Source organism: Neobittarella massiliensis (ex Bilen et al. 2018) (genome assembly GCF_014269355.1).
GTDB lineage: Bacteria > Bacillota > Clostridia > Oscillospirales > Ruminococcaceae > Neobittarella > Neobittarella massiliensis.
On the sequence record NZ_JACOGI010000002.1, the window covers coordinates 339,381 to 355,727 of the forward strand.

The following is a 16,347-nucleotide window of genomic DNA, read 5'->3' on the forward strand; positions in this document are numbered from 1 at the left end:
TGGTTCCCTCCTCCTGTCGTGGGGCGCGGGTGCGGCGGCGGTACCGCCGCCCGCCCAAAGGGGAGTGGGCCCCTTTGGGGTTTCTCCCCATAAATAGCGCTTCTCTCTCTATAAAAATACCACATAAGCTACAAAATGAAAAGCAAAGACTCCCATAAAATTGACTATTTTTTGCCGATGTACTAAAATGTAAATTGAGTATTTATGAGTTTTCAGCGGGCCCAGCCGGCCCGCTCTGCTGCCAGAAAGGGGAACTTTTCATGATCAAGATCTCTCCCTCTATTTTGTCCTGTGACTTTGCCAATCTCGAGAGCGAATGCGCCAAAATGAAAACGGCCGGGGTCGATATGCTGCACATCGACGTGATGGACGGCCACTTCGTGCCCAACCTCACCCTGGGCGCCCCCATCGTCAAGTGCCTGCGCCCTAAAAACGACCTGTTTTTCGACGTGCACCTCATGATCTCCGACCCGCTGCGCTACATCGACGACTTCGCCGCCGCCGGCAGTGACCTGATCACCTTCCACGTCGAGAGCGACAGCGATGTGCAGGCGACCATCGACAAGATAAAGAGCCACGGCATCAAGGCCGCGCTGTCGGTAAAACCCGGCACCCCGGCCGAGGCGGTGCTGCCCTACCTCGACCAGCTCGATATGGTCCTGGTCATGACCGTCGAGCCCGGCTTTGGCGGCCAGAAATTCATGGCCGACATGCTGCCCAAAATAAGCGCCATCCGCGAGCGGGCAAATGCGCTGGGCCGGGATATCGACATCCAGGTAGACGGCGGTATCGACAGTGCCACCGCCCCGCTGGTGGCGGCTGCCGGCGCCAATGTGCTGGTGGCCGGCTCGGCCATCTTCGGCGCGCCCGACCCCATCGCCGCGGTACCCCAGCTGCGTCAGGCCGCCCAGGCAGCCCTGTAAGGCTGCTCCACTGCAAAAAACGGCAGGCGGGGCGGCGGCTATCACCCAAAGGGTCAGCCGCTGCCCCGCCTGCACGCTTGTGGTGCGGCGCCTCTATCCCAGGTAGTACACGATCTTTTCCAGCGCGTCTTCTGCCTCTATGCAGCGCCAATGCTCCTGGGTCATAGCCAAAGAGATGTCGCCGGTGCCCACCCAGCGGCCGTACTCCCCCAGTAGGGGCGAAAACACCGGGTCGTCGCCGCACAGCGGGTGCAGGCACAGCCGGTAACGCCCCTCCTGGCTGTATAGCCCGCTTTTAAAAATGCGGTGCGAAAAGCGGCAGAACAGCTGCATACAGGCCTGGGTGCAGTGGGCCAAAGTGTCAAATTCAAACACCTGGGCCCGCGGCGCCTGGGGTCTGCCGGGGGTAAAGCTGGTAAAGTACAGGTCGCACCCCTCGGGGTGCGGGTACACCTCAATAAACAGTTCCTCCAGTGAGGAGGAGAAACCGGTGGCGCTCTTGGCCTGCCCCAGCAGCCGCACCATGGCCGCCTTGGTGGCGGTGTCGTCGATCTTTAAATTGGCGATGTCCAGCCGCATCTGCCCCACCTCTTCGGTCTTCAGGCATATCTTGAGTCTGTTCTGGTCGATGAGCTTGATGTTCAACGCTTTTCCCTCCGCATCCCGCGATGTTTTGCCCGCCCCCGGTCCCCGGTCACAGGGCCGGCGCGCAGCGGGTATGTAGAACGGCCGCCAGCCGGCGGCGAGAAATGGAGCCTTTTTACTATGAATAAGAGTTCGCCGGTCTACGGGCGGTTCTCCCAGTCCCGTGACGTACTGCTGGCCATGGTCCCACTGTGGGTCATGGCGGTGCTGATGTACGGGCCCCGGCCGCTGCTGCTCTGCGCAGTGGCGGTGCTGTCGGCCTGGCTGTTCGATGCCTTTTGCGCCAAGCTGCGCCAGGAGCCCTTCGATTTCCACGACATCTCCTCCTGGGTGAGCGCGGCCATCATGACCATGTTCATGCCCGCCAGCGCCCCCTACTGGATGGCGGTGGTGGGGTCTTTCGTGGCGGTGGTCATCGCCAAAAACGCCTTTGGCGGCTACGGCAACAACATCTTTAATCCCGCCGCCGTATCGGTGGCCTTTCTGTCGCTGTTTTGGCCCACCGTGCTCTACCGCTACCCGCAGCCCTTTACCCAGGTTCCGCTCATTCTGGGCGATGATCTGGTGCTCACCACCTCGCCGCTCGAGTCGCTCAAGGTCGGCGGCATGCCCTTTTTAGAAAAGATCGAGCTGATCGTCGGCAACTATGCCGGCCCGCTGTGCGGCGTCAGCGTGGTGGTGGTGCTCTCCTCGGCGGTGCTGCTGCTGGTGAGAAAGCGCATCTCCTGGCAGCTGCCGGTGTCTTTCCTCTGCGCCGTGTCGGCGGTGGCCTACTTCTTTCCCCGCATCCACACCACCCGGCTCGATTCGCTGTTTATCGAGGTGTTCTCCGGCTCGATAGTGTTCTGCGCGCTGTTTTTAGTCGGTGACCCGGTCACCGCCCCCAAAAAGAATATCTCTAAACTCATTTATGGGGCGCTGTTCGGGGTGGTCACCATGCTGTTTCGCTACTACGGCGCCTACCCCATGGGGGCGTGTTTTGCCGCCATCGCCGTCAACGCTGTGGCCGCCTTTATCGACCGCAAGGTGACGCTGGCCCAGGGCCGCTACTACCAGACCAGGGTATAGCCGCCAAAGGAGGAGGACCCATGAAAAAATTACTGCGCAAAATGCGCGCCAGAAAAGAGCGGGTGCGCCAGTACATCGGTGCCCGGCAGGATAAGCTCGACCGCTTTTCCGGCCTCTTTTCCAAACACCCGGTGCTCATGCAGGGGCTGGCCATCGCCCCGGCCATCGTCGCCACCCAGTCGCTCAAGGCAGCCTGGATCTTGTCGGTGGGCTTTTTCCTCATCGTGCTGCCCACGGTGCTGCTGGTCAGCTGGCTGTGCAAAAAACTCGACGAGGTGTATCGCACCATCGTCTCGGCGCTGCTGGCAGCGGTGCTATTCGTGCCGGTGTCCATACTGCTCACCCAGTTTTTCCCCTTTATCTCCACCAACGTGGGGCTGTATCTGCCCATCCTCATCGTCGATTCGCTCATCCTCACCAAATGCGACCTGTATATCGAGCTGGGGGTCAGGGGCGGCCGATTTTTAGACATGCTCTGCACCGGCCTGGGCTTCACGCTGCTCATCTGCCTTTTGGGCGCCCTGCGCGAGCTGCTGGCCTACGGCACACTGTGGGGCAAAAACACCGGTTTTCCCCCCGTGTCCGAGGCGGTAGCCATGCCTTTTTTCGGTTTTTTCGTCATCGGCTTAGCCGCGGCGGGCTTCCGCTACTGCAACAACAGCTTTCGCCACTGGATCAATAAAAAGGAGGAGGAGTAGCACATGGCAGGCTTTACCGCCAACTTTCTGGTATACGCCGTGGTGGCCATCTTCGCCGAGAATGCCATCTTCTCCCGCGCGCTGGGCCTAGACCGGGCGCTGGCGCTGGTAGACGATATGGGCAACATGGTCACCTTTGGTGCTCTCACCACCATCTCGGTCACCATCACCAGCGTATTTACCTACCTGGTCAGCTTTCCGCTGCAAAACTTCCAAAACGCCTATGCGTGGCGGCCGTTTATCTTTATTTTATGCATGGTGGGCGTATATTTTGTCATATCTGTGGTGTTGGGCAGAATTAAGTGGGCGCCCATCGCCCGCCGCCTGCAAAAAATACGGCCCCATCTGCACCTGGCCATGTTTAACAGCGCCGTGCTGGGCGCGCTGCTGCTCTCTTCCAGCCAGAGCTACAGCCTGCTGCAGACCATGGGCTTTTGCCTGGGCAGCGGTCTGGGCTTTACCGTGGCCACCGTATATGTGGCCGAGGGCCAGCGCAAAATACAAAACAGGAGCGTGCCCCGCTCCTTCAAGGGGCTGCCGGTCACGCTGCTGTACATCGCCATCCTCAGTCTGTGCATCTACGGCTTTACCGGCTACCAGCTCAGCTTCTGACCCGCCCGACCTGTGAACGTTTTTTAAATTTTTTAAAAAAGCTTATAAAAACCTGTCCTTTTCGCCGGCAAAGAGTGTATACTCTAGGGGAGCGAGCACCGGCAAACGGCTGTTTTCGGCCTGTTTGCCGGCCGCGGGTACAAAAAGATGATTTTGGCCGCCGCCGGCCCAGCGGGCCGGTACGGGGCGGCAGCGAAGATATGGGGCTTGCGATGTGGCCGGGCAGATGCGCTGCCGGCCGCCGCGCAAATGTAGTAGCGACAACAGGGGTGCTGTGATGGCAAAGCGATATAAGATCAAGCGATACAACAAAATCTACCGCACCGACCGCCGGGCCATCGCCCGCCGGGTGGTGCTGTGGGTGGCCGGGCTGGCGGTGCTGGCCTTTATCGGCTACTGCGCCTACGGGCCGGTGGTCAACTTTCTCAGCGGCAAGTACAGCGGCTCCAAACCAGACCTGAGCAAGTCCTCCAGCGCCGCGTCCAGCAGCACCGAAAAACCGGTCGAGAAAAAAGACGACAGCTACCGGTCGGTCGACCGCAGCCAGCTGGCCACCCCCCAGCAGATCAGCGACACCGTGGCCGGCCTGGCCGATGCCGGCGTCACCCGAGTGCTCATCGAGCTCAAAGACGACAGCGGCATGCTCTACTACCGCAGCCAAAACCAGCAGGCGTCGGCCGCCGGGGCCATCTCCGATCAGGCGGTGGACCTGGACGCTTTCATCGCCGCCTGCAAAGAAAAAGATATCCAGGTCGCCGCTGTGCTCTCGGCCCTCAAAGATCCGCTCATGGCCGGGTACGATAAATCCAGCGCCATCCTCTACGGCGACGGCAGCTACATTTGGCTCGACGATACCGCCGCCAACGGCGGCAAGCCCTGGCTCAATCCAAATGCCGGGTCCACCCGCCAATACCTGCAGTCGCTGTGCGCCGAGCTCTGCGAAAAAGGCGTCAGCGAGATCGTGCTCAAAGACGCTGTGTACCCCAACGGCCTCAGCCAGAGCATGATGAACTTCGGCTTTACCTCCGCCAGCCAAACCAAGCAGAGCGCACTGCAGGATCTCATCCAGCAGCTGCAGACTGCCGTGGGCGAGAAAGGCGGTATCCTCTCCCTGGTCTACGACAACCAGTGGCTGTACGAGGACAGCGTCAACGAGGTGAACTACAAGGCCCTCACCGCTGACCGTTTCTACCTCGACACCGCCCTCGGTACCGTCGAGGCCGGCACGGTCCTGGGCGACTACACGGTGTCCAGCGGCGCCACCCAGCAAGAGGTGAGCCAAAAGCTCTACGACTACTACCAGCAAAAAATTCCCGGCGTCATCGCCTTTGGCCCCCAGGGGACCAGCATCACCCAGCAGACCAAGGGGCAATTTTATAACAGCTAGCACACATAAGGCGGCGCGGGTGTTTCCCGCGCCGCCTTTTTCTGTCGCCTCCCGGCCGCGGGCGGCATGACCAGCAGAGGAGATGCAGATGCAAAAACAACTGTGGATCGATACCGATATCGGCGACGACGTCGACGACGCGCTGGCGCTGGCCTTTGCCCTGCGCTGTCCCGGCGCCCGGGTGGTGGGGGTCAGCACGGTGTACAAAAATACCGCCCGCCGCGCCCAGCTGGCCAGTCAGCTGTGTGCCGCCTGCGGCGCGCCCGGGGTGCCGGTGTACGCCGGGGCAGCCCAGCCGCTGGCCGGCCGGGTAGATGCCGGCGAGCAGCCGCCCCAGTGCCGGGTGCTGCAGCCCCCGTTTGACACCGCCCGGCTGCCCGCCGACGGGCCGGCGGCGCTGGTACAGGCGGCAGAGCGCTGCCCCCAGCTCACGGTGGTGGCGCTGGGCTGCCTCACCAATATCGCGCTGGCCGTGCAGCGCGCCCCGCAGGTGATGCGCCGCTGTAAGCTGGTGCTCATGGGCGGCATGACCACCCGCGCCTACCCCGAGGGCAACATCACCTCCGACCCCGAAGCCGCCCAGCTGGTGTTCGAAAGCGGCATGGACATCCTGCAGTTGGGGCTGGAGGTGACGCTGGCCACCGACATCAGCCAGCCGGTGCAAGACGCGCTGTTTGCCCGCCGGCTGCCGGGGGGCGAGCTGCTGCAGGAGCTGGTGCGGCTGTGGAAAAAATACACCTTCGCCCCCATGCTGGCGCGCTGGGGCACCCCGCCGGGGGACAGCGAGGGCCGCTACTGCGCCGCCTGCGGCGCCCACGACTGTATGGCGGTGGCCGCTGCCCTGCGCCCCGAGCTGTTTTGTTTTGAAAAAACCCATATCCTGGTCGAGACCCAGGGCCGGTACACCCGCGGCGTCACGGTGGAGGACAGAGACCCGTTTTCCGGCCAGCCCGGCGGGGGTAATGTGCTGCTGGCCAAGTCGGTAGATGTGCCGGCCTTTTTAGAGTTCTACCTCGCGTCCCAGCAGTGAGCCCCGCCGCGCCCCGCCTCACCCCGCTGTCCCTGCCCCCTATGTCGATCGTTTAAGATCGCGCACAAACTTGTTTTTTCGCCCCGATCCCGCGCCCCTTGACAATTTTGGCAGCGTCTAAAAGAAACCGCCGTATATGGCCGACAGGCGGCATAAATTTTCCCTGTACTGTAAATAATAGTGTAGAGAAATCTTGCACACTATGCTTGCGATATAGGGAGGAAAAGCCATGAAAGCGACCGGAATAGTGAGAAGAATCGATGACCTGGGCAGGGTGGTCATCCCCAAAGAGATACGCCGTACCCTGCGCATCCGCGAAGGGGACCCACTGGAGATCTACACCGACAACGGCGGCGAGGTCATCTTTAAAAAATATTCCCCCATGGGGGAGATGTCGGCCTTTGCCACCACCTACGCCGAGGTGTTGGGCAAGACCTCCGGCCTGCCGGTGGTCATCACCGACGCCGACGCCGCCATCGCCGCGGCGGGCATCTCTAAAAAAGAGGTGCTCGACCGCCGGATCACCGAGTGGACCGAGAACCTCTGCAAAGAGCGCCGCGTCTACGCCCGCACCGCCAGCGACGCCGAGGAAGTGCTGCCCATCGAGGGCATCGACCGCGCCGCCTGTGTGGCCGCCCCCATCATCAGCGCCGGCGACGTGGTGGGCTGCGTGCTGATGCTCTGCTCCGACGAGCAGGACGTCGCCGGCGAAGCCGAGAGCAAGCTGGTCATCGCCGCCGCCTCATTCCTGGGCAAGCAGATCGAGGGGTAGGGAAAAAGGGGTGCAGATCGGCCAAATAAGCGGGATTTAGCGCCAAAATGGCTTGCATTTGGCCGGCTGGTATGCTAAACTAGTTACGGTAGAATAAAGGATGGTCGAAAGAGTGGGGTTTCCCGCTCTTTCGTTTTTATGGAGGGCAATGTATTGGCAAAGAGATCAAAAGGCGGCAACACCGCCGCTCTGGTCACCCAGCTGGCCCAGCCCATCTGCGAGCAGTGCGGCGTGCAGCTGTGGGACGTACTCTATATAAAAGAGGGCTCAGACTGGTTTTTGCGGGTCATCATCGACAGAGACCCGGCCGTGGATATCGACGACTGCGAAAAGGTCAGCCGCGCGCTCAGTAAGGTGCTCGACGAAAAAGACCCCATCCCCGACAGCTATTACTTAGAGGTCAGCTCCCCCGGTATCGAGCGGGTGCTGCACCGCGAGGCCCACTTTGCCGCCTATATCGGCAAGCCGGTGCGGGTGCTGCTCATCCGCCCGCAAGACGGCAAAAAAGAGTTGGAGGGCCAGCTTTTACAAAAAGAGGGAAACAGTATCTCCCTGCAGACAGAGGCCGGCCAGGTCACCGTGGACCTGACTCAGGCGGTGCGGGTACAGGCTGTGGACATAGAGCAACTGGAAATGGGAGGAAACTAGAAAGATGAACACCGAATTTTTTGAGGCCCTGGCGCTCTTGGAGAAAGAGAAAGGCATCAGCGCCGACTACCTGCTGGATAAGATCAAAAACGCCATCGTCATCGCCGTCAAAAAGGATTACGACGCCGGCGAGGACAACGTGCTGGTGGAGCTCGACCCCGCCACCTGCAAGTTCGAGGTGTACCTGGTCAAAACGGCGGTGGAGGTGGTCGAAGACCCCGAGACCGAGGTGCTCCTCGACCAGGCGCTCACCTACGACAAAAACGCCAAGCTGGGCGACGTGGTCCACATGAAGCTCAAGACCAAAGAATTCGGGCGCATCGCCGCCCAAACGGCCAAGCATGTCATCCGTCAGGGCATCCGCGAGGCCGAGCGCGGCATGATGGTGCGCGACATGCAGTCCAAGGCGCACGAGATCGTCACCGCCACGGTGCAGCGGGTCGACCCGGTCAAGGGCTTCGTCACCGTCGATCTGGGCAAAGCCGAGGCGGTGCTCATCAAGTCCGAGCAGGTCGAGGGCGAAGAGCTGCGCGAAGGCGACCGGGTCAAGGTGTACATCGTCGATGTGCTGGCCACCGACCGCGGCCCCAAGATCATGATCTCCCGCACCCATCCCGGCCTGGTCAAGCGCCTGTTCGAGATGGAGGTGCCCGAGATCTACGACGGCACCGTCGAGATCAAGGCCGTCTCCCGCGAGGCGGGCAGCCGCACCAAGATCGCCGTGTGGTCCAAAAACGAGGACGTCGACCCGGTCGGCGCCTGCATCGGCCCCAAAGGTGCCCGCGTGGCCGCCATCGTCGACGAGCTGGCCGGCGAGAAGATCGATATCGTCCGCTGGTCCGAAGACCCGGTGGCCTTTATCTCCGAGGCGCTGAGCCCGGCCACTGTGGTGGGCGTCGAGATCCTCGACCCCGAGCTGCACACCTGCCGGGTGTCGGTGCCCGATGGGCAGCTCTCGCTGGCCATCGGCAACAAGGGCCAAAACGCCCGCCTGGCCGCCAAACTCACCGGCTGGAAGATCGATATCCGGCCCGAGAGCGGCTTTTACGGCGAAGAGGAATAGCATAAACGGGGCCTGCCGGCAGGGCCGGCGGCGCCCCTTGATCATACAGCGTACACCATGAGGGGGAGGTTTTTACACGTTGGTGAAAAAACACATACCGCAGCGCATGTGTATCGGCTGCGGTACACAAAAGGATAAGCGGGAGCTTTTGCGGGTGGTCCGCAACAAAGAGGGCGAGATCTCTCTGGACGCCACCGGCAAAAAGCCGGGGCGGGGGGCCTATCTGTGCCCCTGCCCCGACTGCCTGAAAAAAGCTCAGAAAGCCAGACGGCTGGAAAAGGCGCTTTCGGCGCAGATATCCCCCGAGGTGTACGAATCTCTGCTTCAGGAGATGGCTGCCCATGGAGAGTGAAAAGGTACTCAGCATGCTCTCGCTGTGCCGTCGGGCGGGCAAGCTGTCTTACGGCTTTGACAGTGTCAAGACGTCGGTTTTACAGGGTGAGGGTAAACTCTGCCTGCTGGCGTGCGACGCGTCGGAAAAAACGGCGAAAGAGGCGGCATACTACTGCCAGCGCGCCGGGGTGCCCCTCCGGCACACCGGCCTGTCCCGGCGGGATATCGCCTCGAAACTGCACCGGGAATACGCGGTGCTGTGCGTCTGTGACGACGGATTTGCCAGCGGCCTACAAAAACTTTTAGCCTGTGACCAATAGGAGGACTGTGTATATGATAAAACATAGAATACATGAGATCGCCAAGGATATGGATCTGCCCAGCAAAGATATTATGGACCTGCTCAAGGACCGCGGGGTAGACCTCTCCAAAAAGCATATGACGGTGCTCGACGACGACCAGCTCAACTACGTCTTTGAAAAACTCACCGCGCAAAACCAGGCGCCCAATCTCGACAGCTACTTAGAGAAGCGGCCCCAGCCGCCCAAAAACCCCAAAAAGATCGCCAAGGCCAAAAAGCAAAAACCGGCCGAGAAGCTGCAGACGGTCACCCTGCCGGTAAAAGAGGACCCCAAAGCCGCCAAGCAGGCCGAGGAGATCGCCAAAGAGGCCAAAAAACTGCGCCACGTCGAGACCCGCACCGTCGATGTGAACCTCGACAAATTCAACCAGCGCTACGAGCAGATCGCCCCCTCCACCCCCAAGACCAAAAACCCCACCGCCGGCAAGCAGAAATTTGGCCGGCGCCCGGGCCGCGGCGGCCGCTTTAGAGGCGGCAAAAAGGTGGAGACCGAGGCGCAGCGCCTGCAGCGGCTGCGCATGGCCAAGGTCAAAAAGCAGCCCCTCAAGATCACCGTCCCCGAGGAGATCACCGTAGGGGAGCTGGCCTCCCGCTTAAAGGTCACCGCCACCGAGGTCATCAAAAAGCTGATGCCCCTGGGCATCATGGCCTCCATCAGCGACGTCATCGACTACGATACCGCTTATCTGGCCGGTACCGAGCTGGGCGCCGTGGTGGAAAAAGAAGTGGTGGTCACGCTGGAAGAGCGGCTGTTCACCGAGGAGGAGGACAAAGACGAGGATCTGGTCACCCGTCCGCCGGTAGTGGTGGTCATGGGCCACGTCGACCACGGCAAGACCAGCCTGCTCGACGCCATCCGCCAGAGCGAAGTCACCGCCAGCGAGGCCGGCGGCATCACCCAGCACATCGGCGCCTACAAGGTAAAGGTAGACGGCCGCGAGATCACCTTCCTCGACACCCCGGGCCACGAGGCGTTCACCGCCATGCGCGCCCGCGGCGCCCTGATGACCGATATCGCCATTCTGGTGGTGGCCGCCGACGACGGCATCATGCCCCAGACCGTCGAGGCCATCAACCACGCCAAGGCGGCCGGCGTCTCCATCATCGTGGCCATCAACAAGATGGATAAACCCGCCGCCAACCCCGACCGGGTCATGCAGGAGCTCACCGAGTACGAGCTGGTGCCCGAGGAGTGGGGCGGCGACGTGATCTGTGTGCCGGTATCGGCCGCCACCCATCAGGGCATCGACACCCTGTTGGAGATGGTGATGCTCACCGCCGACGTAAAAGAGCTCAAGGCAAACCCGGGCCGCATGGCCAAAGGCGCCGTCATCGAGGCCAAGCTCGATAAGGGCCGCGGCCCGGTGGCCACGCTGCTGGTGCAAAACGGCACCCTGCACAAAGGCGATGTGCTCATCGCCGGCACTGCCGTGGGCCGCGTGCGCGCCATGACCGACGAGCGCGGCAACGCCCTCGAAGAGGCCGGCCCCTCCACCCCCGTCGAGATCACCGGCCTGGCCGAAGTGCCCGCCGCCGGCGACGACTGGAGCGCCGTCGAGAACGAGAAACTGGCCCGCGAGCTGGTCGAGAAGAGAAAGTACCAGCAGAAACAGGAAGTGTTCAACTCCTACAAAAAGGTCACCCTCGAGAACCTCTTCAGCCAGATCGAGGAGGGCGAGGTCAAAGAGCTGCCCATCATCGTCAAGGCCGACGTACAGGGCTCGGTCGAGGCGGTCAAGCAGTCGCTGGAGAAGCTCTCCGGCGACGAGGTGCGGGTGCGGGTCATCCACGGTGCCGTGGGCGCCCCCACCGAGTCCGATATCATGCTGGCCGAGACTACCGGCGCCGTGGTGGTTGGCTTTAACGTCCGTCCCGACGCGCTGGTCAAGAAAAAAGTCGAGGAGTCCGGCGTAGATATGCGGCTGTACCGGGTCATCTACGATGCCATCGAAGAGATCAAGTCGGCCATGAAAGGCATGCTGGCCCCCAAGATCCGCGAAGTCGATCTGGGCCGGGCCGAGGTGCGCCAGGTGTACCGCATCTCCAATGTGGGCGCCGTGGCCGGCTGCTACGTCACCGAGGGCAAGATCGCCCGCAACGCCAAGATCCGCATCGTCCGCGACGGCATCATCATCGCCGATGACGAGCTGGCCTCCCTCAAGCGCTTCAAAGACGACGTCAAAGAGGTGGCGCAGGGCTACGAGTGCGGCATGAGCCTCAACAAGTTTAACGACATCAAAGAGGGCGACTTCTTCGAGGCGTATATTTTGGAAGAGTATCGCGATTAAAACAAATGTTTTACCCATCAAAAGAGGGGGGCCGATCGCACGGGCTGCCGCCCTCCTCCGTCCCCCCTCTCTTTGAGATCTCCCTCCAGGCCGCGAAAGCGGCCTGATAGGAGTTCGCCGAGCGGCGAACAGATTGAACTTGTCTGTTCAAAACGCGGGAAGAAGTCTGATAGCCCTTTGGAAAGAGGAGCTATACGGATGTGGGGGCCAATCGTGCAGGCTGCCGCCCTCCTCCGTCCCCCCTCTCTTTGAAATCTCCCCCCAGGCCGCAGAAGCGGCCTGATAGGAGTTCGCCGTGCGGCGAACAGATTTAATTTGTCTGTTCAAAACGCAGGTTAAGGTCTGGTGGACCTAATAAAGAGGTATTTACACTGTTGTGCGGCCAGTTGTTCGGCCAATCGTATACCATCTTTTATGTAAGGCACCCCCAGGCACAGGCGGGCGCTCACCGCGCCTACCTGCGAGAGGAGCTGCTGTGCCGGCGCATGTCCGGTTGCGCAGCGGCGTTTGCCGCACGCCGAACAGGTCGGCACTATCTGTCCAAAACGTGGGTAGAGGTGTGGCAGCGCGGCCGCGACCCCGAGCGACCGGCTCGTACAACACAAATATTACCATCCCCGCCGCCCGCACAGGTGGGCGGCAAATGGGTACACTAAATAGAAAAGCGAGAGCGCAGGAGGAAAAAACATGCCTTCTTATCGAGTCAATCGCATTTCTGAAGATGTGAAAAAAGAGCTGGTAGACGTGATGCGCCGGCTCAAAGACCCCCGCATCAAGCAGGGTCTCATCAGCATCGTCAAGGTGGATGTCACCAGCGATCTGTCCTACGCCACGGTGTATGTCAGCTCGCTGGAGGGCAAAGACAGCGCGGCCGAGGCGGTGGAGGGCTTTCGCAGCGCCGCCGGCCTCATCCGGCGCGAGATCACCCACCGGCTCAAGCTGCGTCGGGCACCGGAGTTCCGCTTCGTCGCCGACGACTCTATCGAGCACTCCACCCACATCTTCAAAATGCTCGACGATCTACACGAAAGCCATCCCGGCGGCAACAGCCAGCCGGAATAACACTGCTGTCCCGGCCTGGGAGGTGCTGCACTTGGCAGGCCGCGGCCGGGACTGCTCTGTTTGGGGGCCCCGGCACCGGCGGCCGCCCACAGGAAAAGAGGACAAGCCATGGAGAGAGTGACTGTAAAACAGGCGGCGGATATGCTGCTTGGCCACGACGATATTTTGATCTTGTGCCACCACAGCCCTGACGGCGATACCCTGGGCAGCGGCTACGGCCTGTATTTTGGGCTAAAGAGTTTGGGCAAACGCGCGCGGGTGCTCTGCCCCGACGAGATATCGGGCAAGTTCCGCTTTATGCTGCGCGGCTACCGCGACGAGAAGTTCGAGCCCCGGCTCATCGTGGCGGTAGATATCGCCGACAAAAAGCTCATGGGTCGGCTGGAAGGGGCATACGGCGACAAGGTGGACCTGTGTATCGATCACCACGTCTCCAACACCGGCTATGCGGCGGCGCTCTGTCTCGACGATACCGCCGCTGCCGCCGCCCAGGTGATCTTTGCCGTGCTGGAGCAGATGGGCGTGGCCCCCAGCAGCCACATCGCCAACTGTCTCTACTGTGGCCTGGCTACCGACACCGGCTGTTTTCGCTACGCAAACACCACCGCCCAGACTTTTTACACCGCTGCCAAACTGGTGGAGTGGGGGGCCGACAACGGCACCATCGGGCGGGAGGTATTCGACACCCGTTCCCGCGCCCGCATCATGGCCGAGAACCGGCTGATGCAGTCGCTGGAATTCTATTACGACGACCGCTGTGCGCTGGCGGTCATCACCCTGCAGGACATGGCCGACAGCCGCATCGAACAGAGCGACCTCGACGGCCTCACCGCCCTGCCCCGGCAGATAGAGGGGGTAGAGGTGGGCATCACCATCAAGGAGAAAGAGGCCGGGGTGTACAAGGTGTCGGTGCGCACCAGCACCTATGTCGACGCCTGCGCACTGTGCCGGCAGCTGGGGGGCGGCGGCCACATCCGCGCCTCCGGCTGCCAGCTCACCGGCACGCTAAAACAAGTCAAAGAGCAACTGCTCACACTGGTAAAGGACTTTTTAAAACCGCTATGATCAATGGTATACTCTGTATCGACAAACCGGAGGGCTTTACCTCCTTTGACGTGGTGGCCAAAATGCGGGGCATCGCCGGCCAAAAAAAGATCGGCCACGGCGGCACCCTCGACCCCATGGCCACCGGTGTGCTGCCGCTGTTTTTGGGCAGCGCCACCCGCGCCTGCGACATGGTCTGCGACGATCAAAAAGAATACCTGGCCACCTTTTGTCTGGGATACACCACCGACACCCTCGACCGCACCGGCACCGTGTTGAGCCGCAGCCCGGTCACCGTCGGCCCCGCCCGGGTCAAAGAGGCCCTCGCCGCCTTTCGCGGCCACATCCGCCAGGTGCCGCCCATGTACTCGGCGGTCAAGGTAGACGGCCACCGCCTGTACGATCTGGCCCGGCAGGGGGTCGAGGTCGCGCGCGAGTCCCGCCCGGTCACCATCCACGAGCTGGAGCTCACCGGTCAGGGCCCAGAGCCAAACAGCTATCACCTGCGGGTGCTCTGCTCCAAAGGCACCTACATACGCACCCTGATCGACGACCTGGGCCGGGCGCTGGGCTGCGGCGCCACCATGACCGCTTTGCAGCGCACCCGCTCGGCTGGCTTCACCCTCAAAGACTGTATCACCCTCACCCAGGCCGAGGCGCAAAAACAGCAGCTCTGCCAGCTGGCTCTGCCGGTGGAGCGGGTGTTTTTGCCCTATCCGGCCTGCACACTCAGCGCCTTTCACGCGCGGCTGTTTTGCAACGGGGTGCGCCTGCGGGCCGACCAGCTGACAGACCCGGTCCCCGGCCCCATGCGGATATACGGGCCGCAGGGCTTTTTGGGCGTCGCACAGTTACAGGAGGGCCAGCTCAAGGTGCTGCGCCTGTTTTTGGGAGGTGCACCGTGTTAGAGATCGCCACGACTCTGCAATTTTGCAGCCTGCAGCCAACCTCGGTGGCGCTGGGCTTTTTCGACGGCATCCATCTGGGACACGCCGCAGTCATCAGCCAGGCGGTATCCGGTGCCGGTCAGGCGCTGCGCCCGGCGGTGTTTACCTTTACCGTACAGGGCGGCGACGGCAGCAAAAAGTCCGGCCAGGGCCGCATCATCACCGAGCAGCGCAAGCACCAGCTGCTCCAGCAGTTGGGGGTGCAGCTGGTGCTCACCCCCGACTTTTCCGAGTTTCGCGGCATGAGTCCCCGCCGGTTCGTGCAGCAGGTGCTCTGCCAGCAGCTGCAGGCGCGCCGGGTCTGCTGCGGTTTCGACTTTCACTTCGGCAAAAACGGCGCCGGCAATGTCGATACGCTGGGCGCGCTCTGCGCCGAGATGGGCGTCGAGCTGTCGGTGGTGGGCGAGGTGCGCCTGGGCGGCGAGGAGATCAGCTCCACCAGCATCCGCCGGCTCATCGCCGCCGGCCAGGTAAGCCGGGCGGCGCAGATGCTCGGCCACCCCTATCAGGTGCAGGGCACCGTGCAGCGCGGCAACCAGCTGGGCCGCACCATGCAGTTCCCCACCATCAATCTGCCCATCGACCCGCAGATGGTGCTGCCCCGCTTTGGGGTCTACCTGTCGCGGGTCTATCTGCCTGGCGGCCGCTACTGGGGCATCACCAATGTGGGGGTAAAACCCACCGTGGGCAGCGCGCTGCCGCTGGCCGAGACCAATATCCTCGGCTTTTCCGGCAACCTGTACGGCCAGCCGGCCACCGTCGAGCTGCTCGACTTTTTGCGCCCCGAGCAGAAGTTTTCCTCGGTGCAGGCGCTCTACGATCAGGTGCAAAAAGACGTGCAGACCGCCCGCCGCACCTTTGCGGGCCGGCAGCCCTGACCGCCCCGATCGGCAGCCACCGCCCGGTAAAAAGTACTTTACTTGCCGCACTTTTCTGTGGTATAATACAACTTGTACGGCCCTGCGCCTGGTTTTGGGGGCAAGCCCTGCGGTGATACAGCCGCTTTGGGCGCTTCACCAGCCCAATACTACGCCAGCGGCAATGCGAATTTTATATGAGGTGAAAAGCATGAACATCAAAGAGAACAAGACCCAGATCATCGAGGAGAACCGCGTACACGAGAAAGACACCGGCTCGCCGGAGGTACAGATCGCCATTCTCACCGCCCGCATCAACCATCTCAACGAGCACCTGAAAGAGCACAGCCACGACCACCACTCCAGACGCGGCCTGCTAAAGATGGTCGGTAAGCGCCGCAACCTGCTCAACTACCTGATCAAGACCGATATCGAGCGGTACCGCGCCATCATCAAAAAGCTGGGTATCCGCAAATAAGCACACTGCCAAAAAGGGCCGGACGCATGCGTCCGGCCCTTTTTTATATCTTTTTTCGCGCCGCTTTCGCCCCGCCGCCCCGCTTTCGCCCGGGGCGAGCTGCCGCCGGCTATTTCTCGGGAAATCTTCTG

General features: G+C 61.8%; 18 protein-coding genes. 17 read left to right on the forward strand and 1 reads right to left on the reverse strand.

The features are described from left to right. Positions 1-260 precede the first annotated feature (260 nt). Positions 261-923, forward strand: coding sequence for a ribulose-phosphate 3-epimerase (gene rpe, locus H8K20_RS10650; protein ID WP_105205442.1), 663 nt, complete (start codon positions 261-263; stop codon positions 921-923). Positions 924-1,016: 93 nt separating this feature from the next. Here rpe and H8K20_RS10655 read toward each other — a convergent pair whose 3' ends face one another. Beyond that, positions 1,017-1,568, reverse strand: coding sequence for an adaptor protein MecA (locus H8K20_RS10655; protein WP_105205441.1), 552 nt, complete (start codon positions 1,566-1,568; stop codon positions 1,017-1,019). 120 nt (positions 1,569-1,688) lie between these two features. Between H8K20_RS10655 and H8K20_RS10660 the strand changes: the two genes are divergently transcribed. The 16 genes from H8K20_RS10660 (at position 1,689) to rpsO (ending at position 16,216) form a co-directional block, all read left to right on the forward strand. Next, positions 1,689-2,636, forward strand: a complete 948-nt coding sequence (locus tag H8K20_RS10660; RefSeq protein WP_105205440.1) for an RnfABCDGE type electron transport complex subunit D — start codon at positions 1,689-1,691, stop codon at positions 2,634-2,636. 20 nt (positions 2,637-2,656) lie between these two features. Further along, entirely contained in the window at positions 2,657-3,334 is a 678-nt protein-coding gene (locus H8K20_RS10665; RefSeq protein ID WP_154866864.1) for an Rnf-Nqr domain containing protein, read from the forward strand. Between the two features lie 3 nt (positions 3,335-3,337). Next, positions 3,338-3,946 (forward strand): Rnf-Nqr domain containing protein, encoded by a 609-nt coding sequence (locus H8K20_RS10670; protein WP_105205438.1) that lies wholly within the window; start codon positions 3,338-3,340, stop codon positions 3,944-3,946. A gap of 277 nt (positions 3,947-4,223) precedes the next feature. Continuing rightward, positions 4,224-5,333 (forward strand): putative glycoside hydrolase, encoded by a 1,110-nt coding sequence (locus tag H8K20_RS10675; protein ID WP_186488393.1) that lies wholly within the window; start codon positions 4,224-4,226, stop codon positions 5,331-5,333. 88 nt (positions 5,334-5,421) lie between these two features. After that, a complete protein-coding gene (locus H8K20_RS10680) occupies positions 5,422-6,363 on the forward strand; it encodes a nucleoside hydrolase (protein ID WP_186488394.1) in 942 nt (313 codons plus the stop codon). A gap of 229 nt (positions 6,364-6,592) precedes the next feature. After that, a complete protein-coding gene (locus H8K20_RS10685) occupies positions 6,593-7,135 on the forward strand; it encodes a stage V sporulation T C-terminal domain-containing protein (RefSeq protein ID WP_105205435.1) in 543 nt (180 codons plus the stop codon). Positions 7,136-7,288: 153 nt separating this feature from the next. Then, positions 7,289-7,783: a ribosome maturation factor RimP gene (locus H8K20_RS10690; RefSeq protein ID WP_186488395.1), complete on the forward strand. Its 495-nt coding sequence runs from the start codon at positions 7,289-7,291 to the stop codon at positions 7,781-7,783. A gap of 4 nt (positions 7,784-7,787) precedes the next feature. Continuing rightward, positions 7,788-8,846, forward strand: coding sequence for a transcription termination factor NusA (gene nusA / locus H8K20_RS10695; RefSeq protein WP_105205433.1), 1,059 nt, complete (start codon positions 7,788-7,790; stop codon positions 8,844-8,846). A gap of 79 nt (positions 8,847-8,925) precedes the next feature. Next, entirely contained in the window at positions 8,926-9,198 is a 273-nt protein-coding gene (gene rnpM / locus H8K20_RS10700; protein WP_105205432.1) for an RNase P modulator RnpM, read from the forward strand. Next, positions 9,188-9,499: a L7Ae/L30e/S12e/Gadd45 family ribosomal protein gene (locus H8K20_RS10705; RefSeq protein ID WP_105205431.1), complete on the forward strand. Its 312-nt coding sequence runs from the start codon at positions 9,188-9,190 to the stop codon at positions 9,497-9,499. The genes rnpM and H8K20_RS10705 overlap by 11 nt, the downstream gene beginning before the upstream one ends. 13 nt (positions 9,500-9,512) lie before the next feature. Further along, the gene (gene infB / locus H8K20_RS10710; RefSeq protein WP_105205430.1) at positions 9,513-11,828 is read left to right on the forward strand and encodes a translation initiation factor IF-2; all 2,316 of its coding nucleotides are present in this window, start codon (positions 9,513-9,515) and stop codon (positions 11,826-11,828) included. A 687-nt stretch (positions 11,829-12,515) separates the two neighbouring features. Beyond that, on the forward strand, positions 12,516-12,890 hold the full coding sequence (rbfA, locus tag H8K20_RS10715; protein ID WP_105205429.1) for a 30S ribosome-binding factor RbfA: 375 nt from the start codon (positions 12,516-12,518) through the stop codon (positions 12,888-12,890). A gap of 108 nt (positions 12,891-12,998) precedes the next feature. Then, positions 12,999-13,955, forward strand: coding sequence for a DHH family phosphoesterase (locus H8K20_RS10720; protein WP_186488396.1), 957 nt, complete (start codon positions 12,999-13,001; stop codon positions 13,953-13,955). Beyond that, the gene (gene truB / locus H8K20_RS10725; RefSeq protein ID WP_207721551.1) at positions 13,952-14,842 is read left to right on the forward strand and encodes a tRNA pseudouridine(55) synthase TruB; all 891 of its coding nucleotides are present in this window, start codon (positions 13,952-13,954) and stop codon (positions 14,840-14,842) included. The genes H8K20_RS10720 and truB overlap by 4 nt, the downstream gene beginning before the upstream one ends. Further along, a complete protein-coding gene (locus H8K20_RS10730; RefSeq protein ID WP_186488397.1) occupies positions 14,836-15,759 on the forward strand; it encodes a bifunctional riboflavin kinase/FAD synthetase in 924 nt (307 codons plus the stop codon). Before truB ends, H8K20_RS10730 begins: the two co-directional genes overlap by 7 nt. 190 nt (positions 15,760-15,949) lie before the next feature. Beyond that, positions 15,950-16,216, forward strand: coding sequence for a 30S ribosomal protein S15 (gene rpsO / locus H8K20_RS10735; RefSeq protein ID WP_105205425.1), 267 nt, complete (start codon positions 15,950-15,952; stop codon positions 16,214-16,216). Positions 16,217-16,347: the final 131 nt, after the last annotated feature.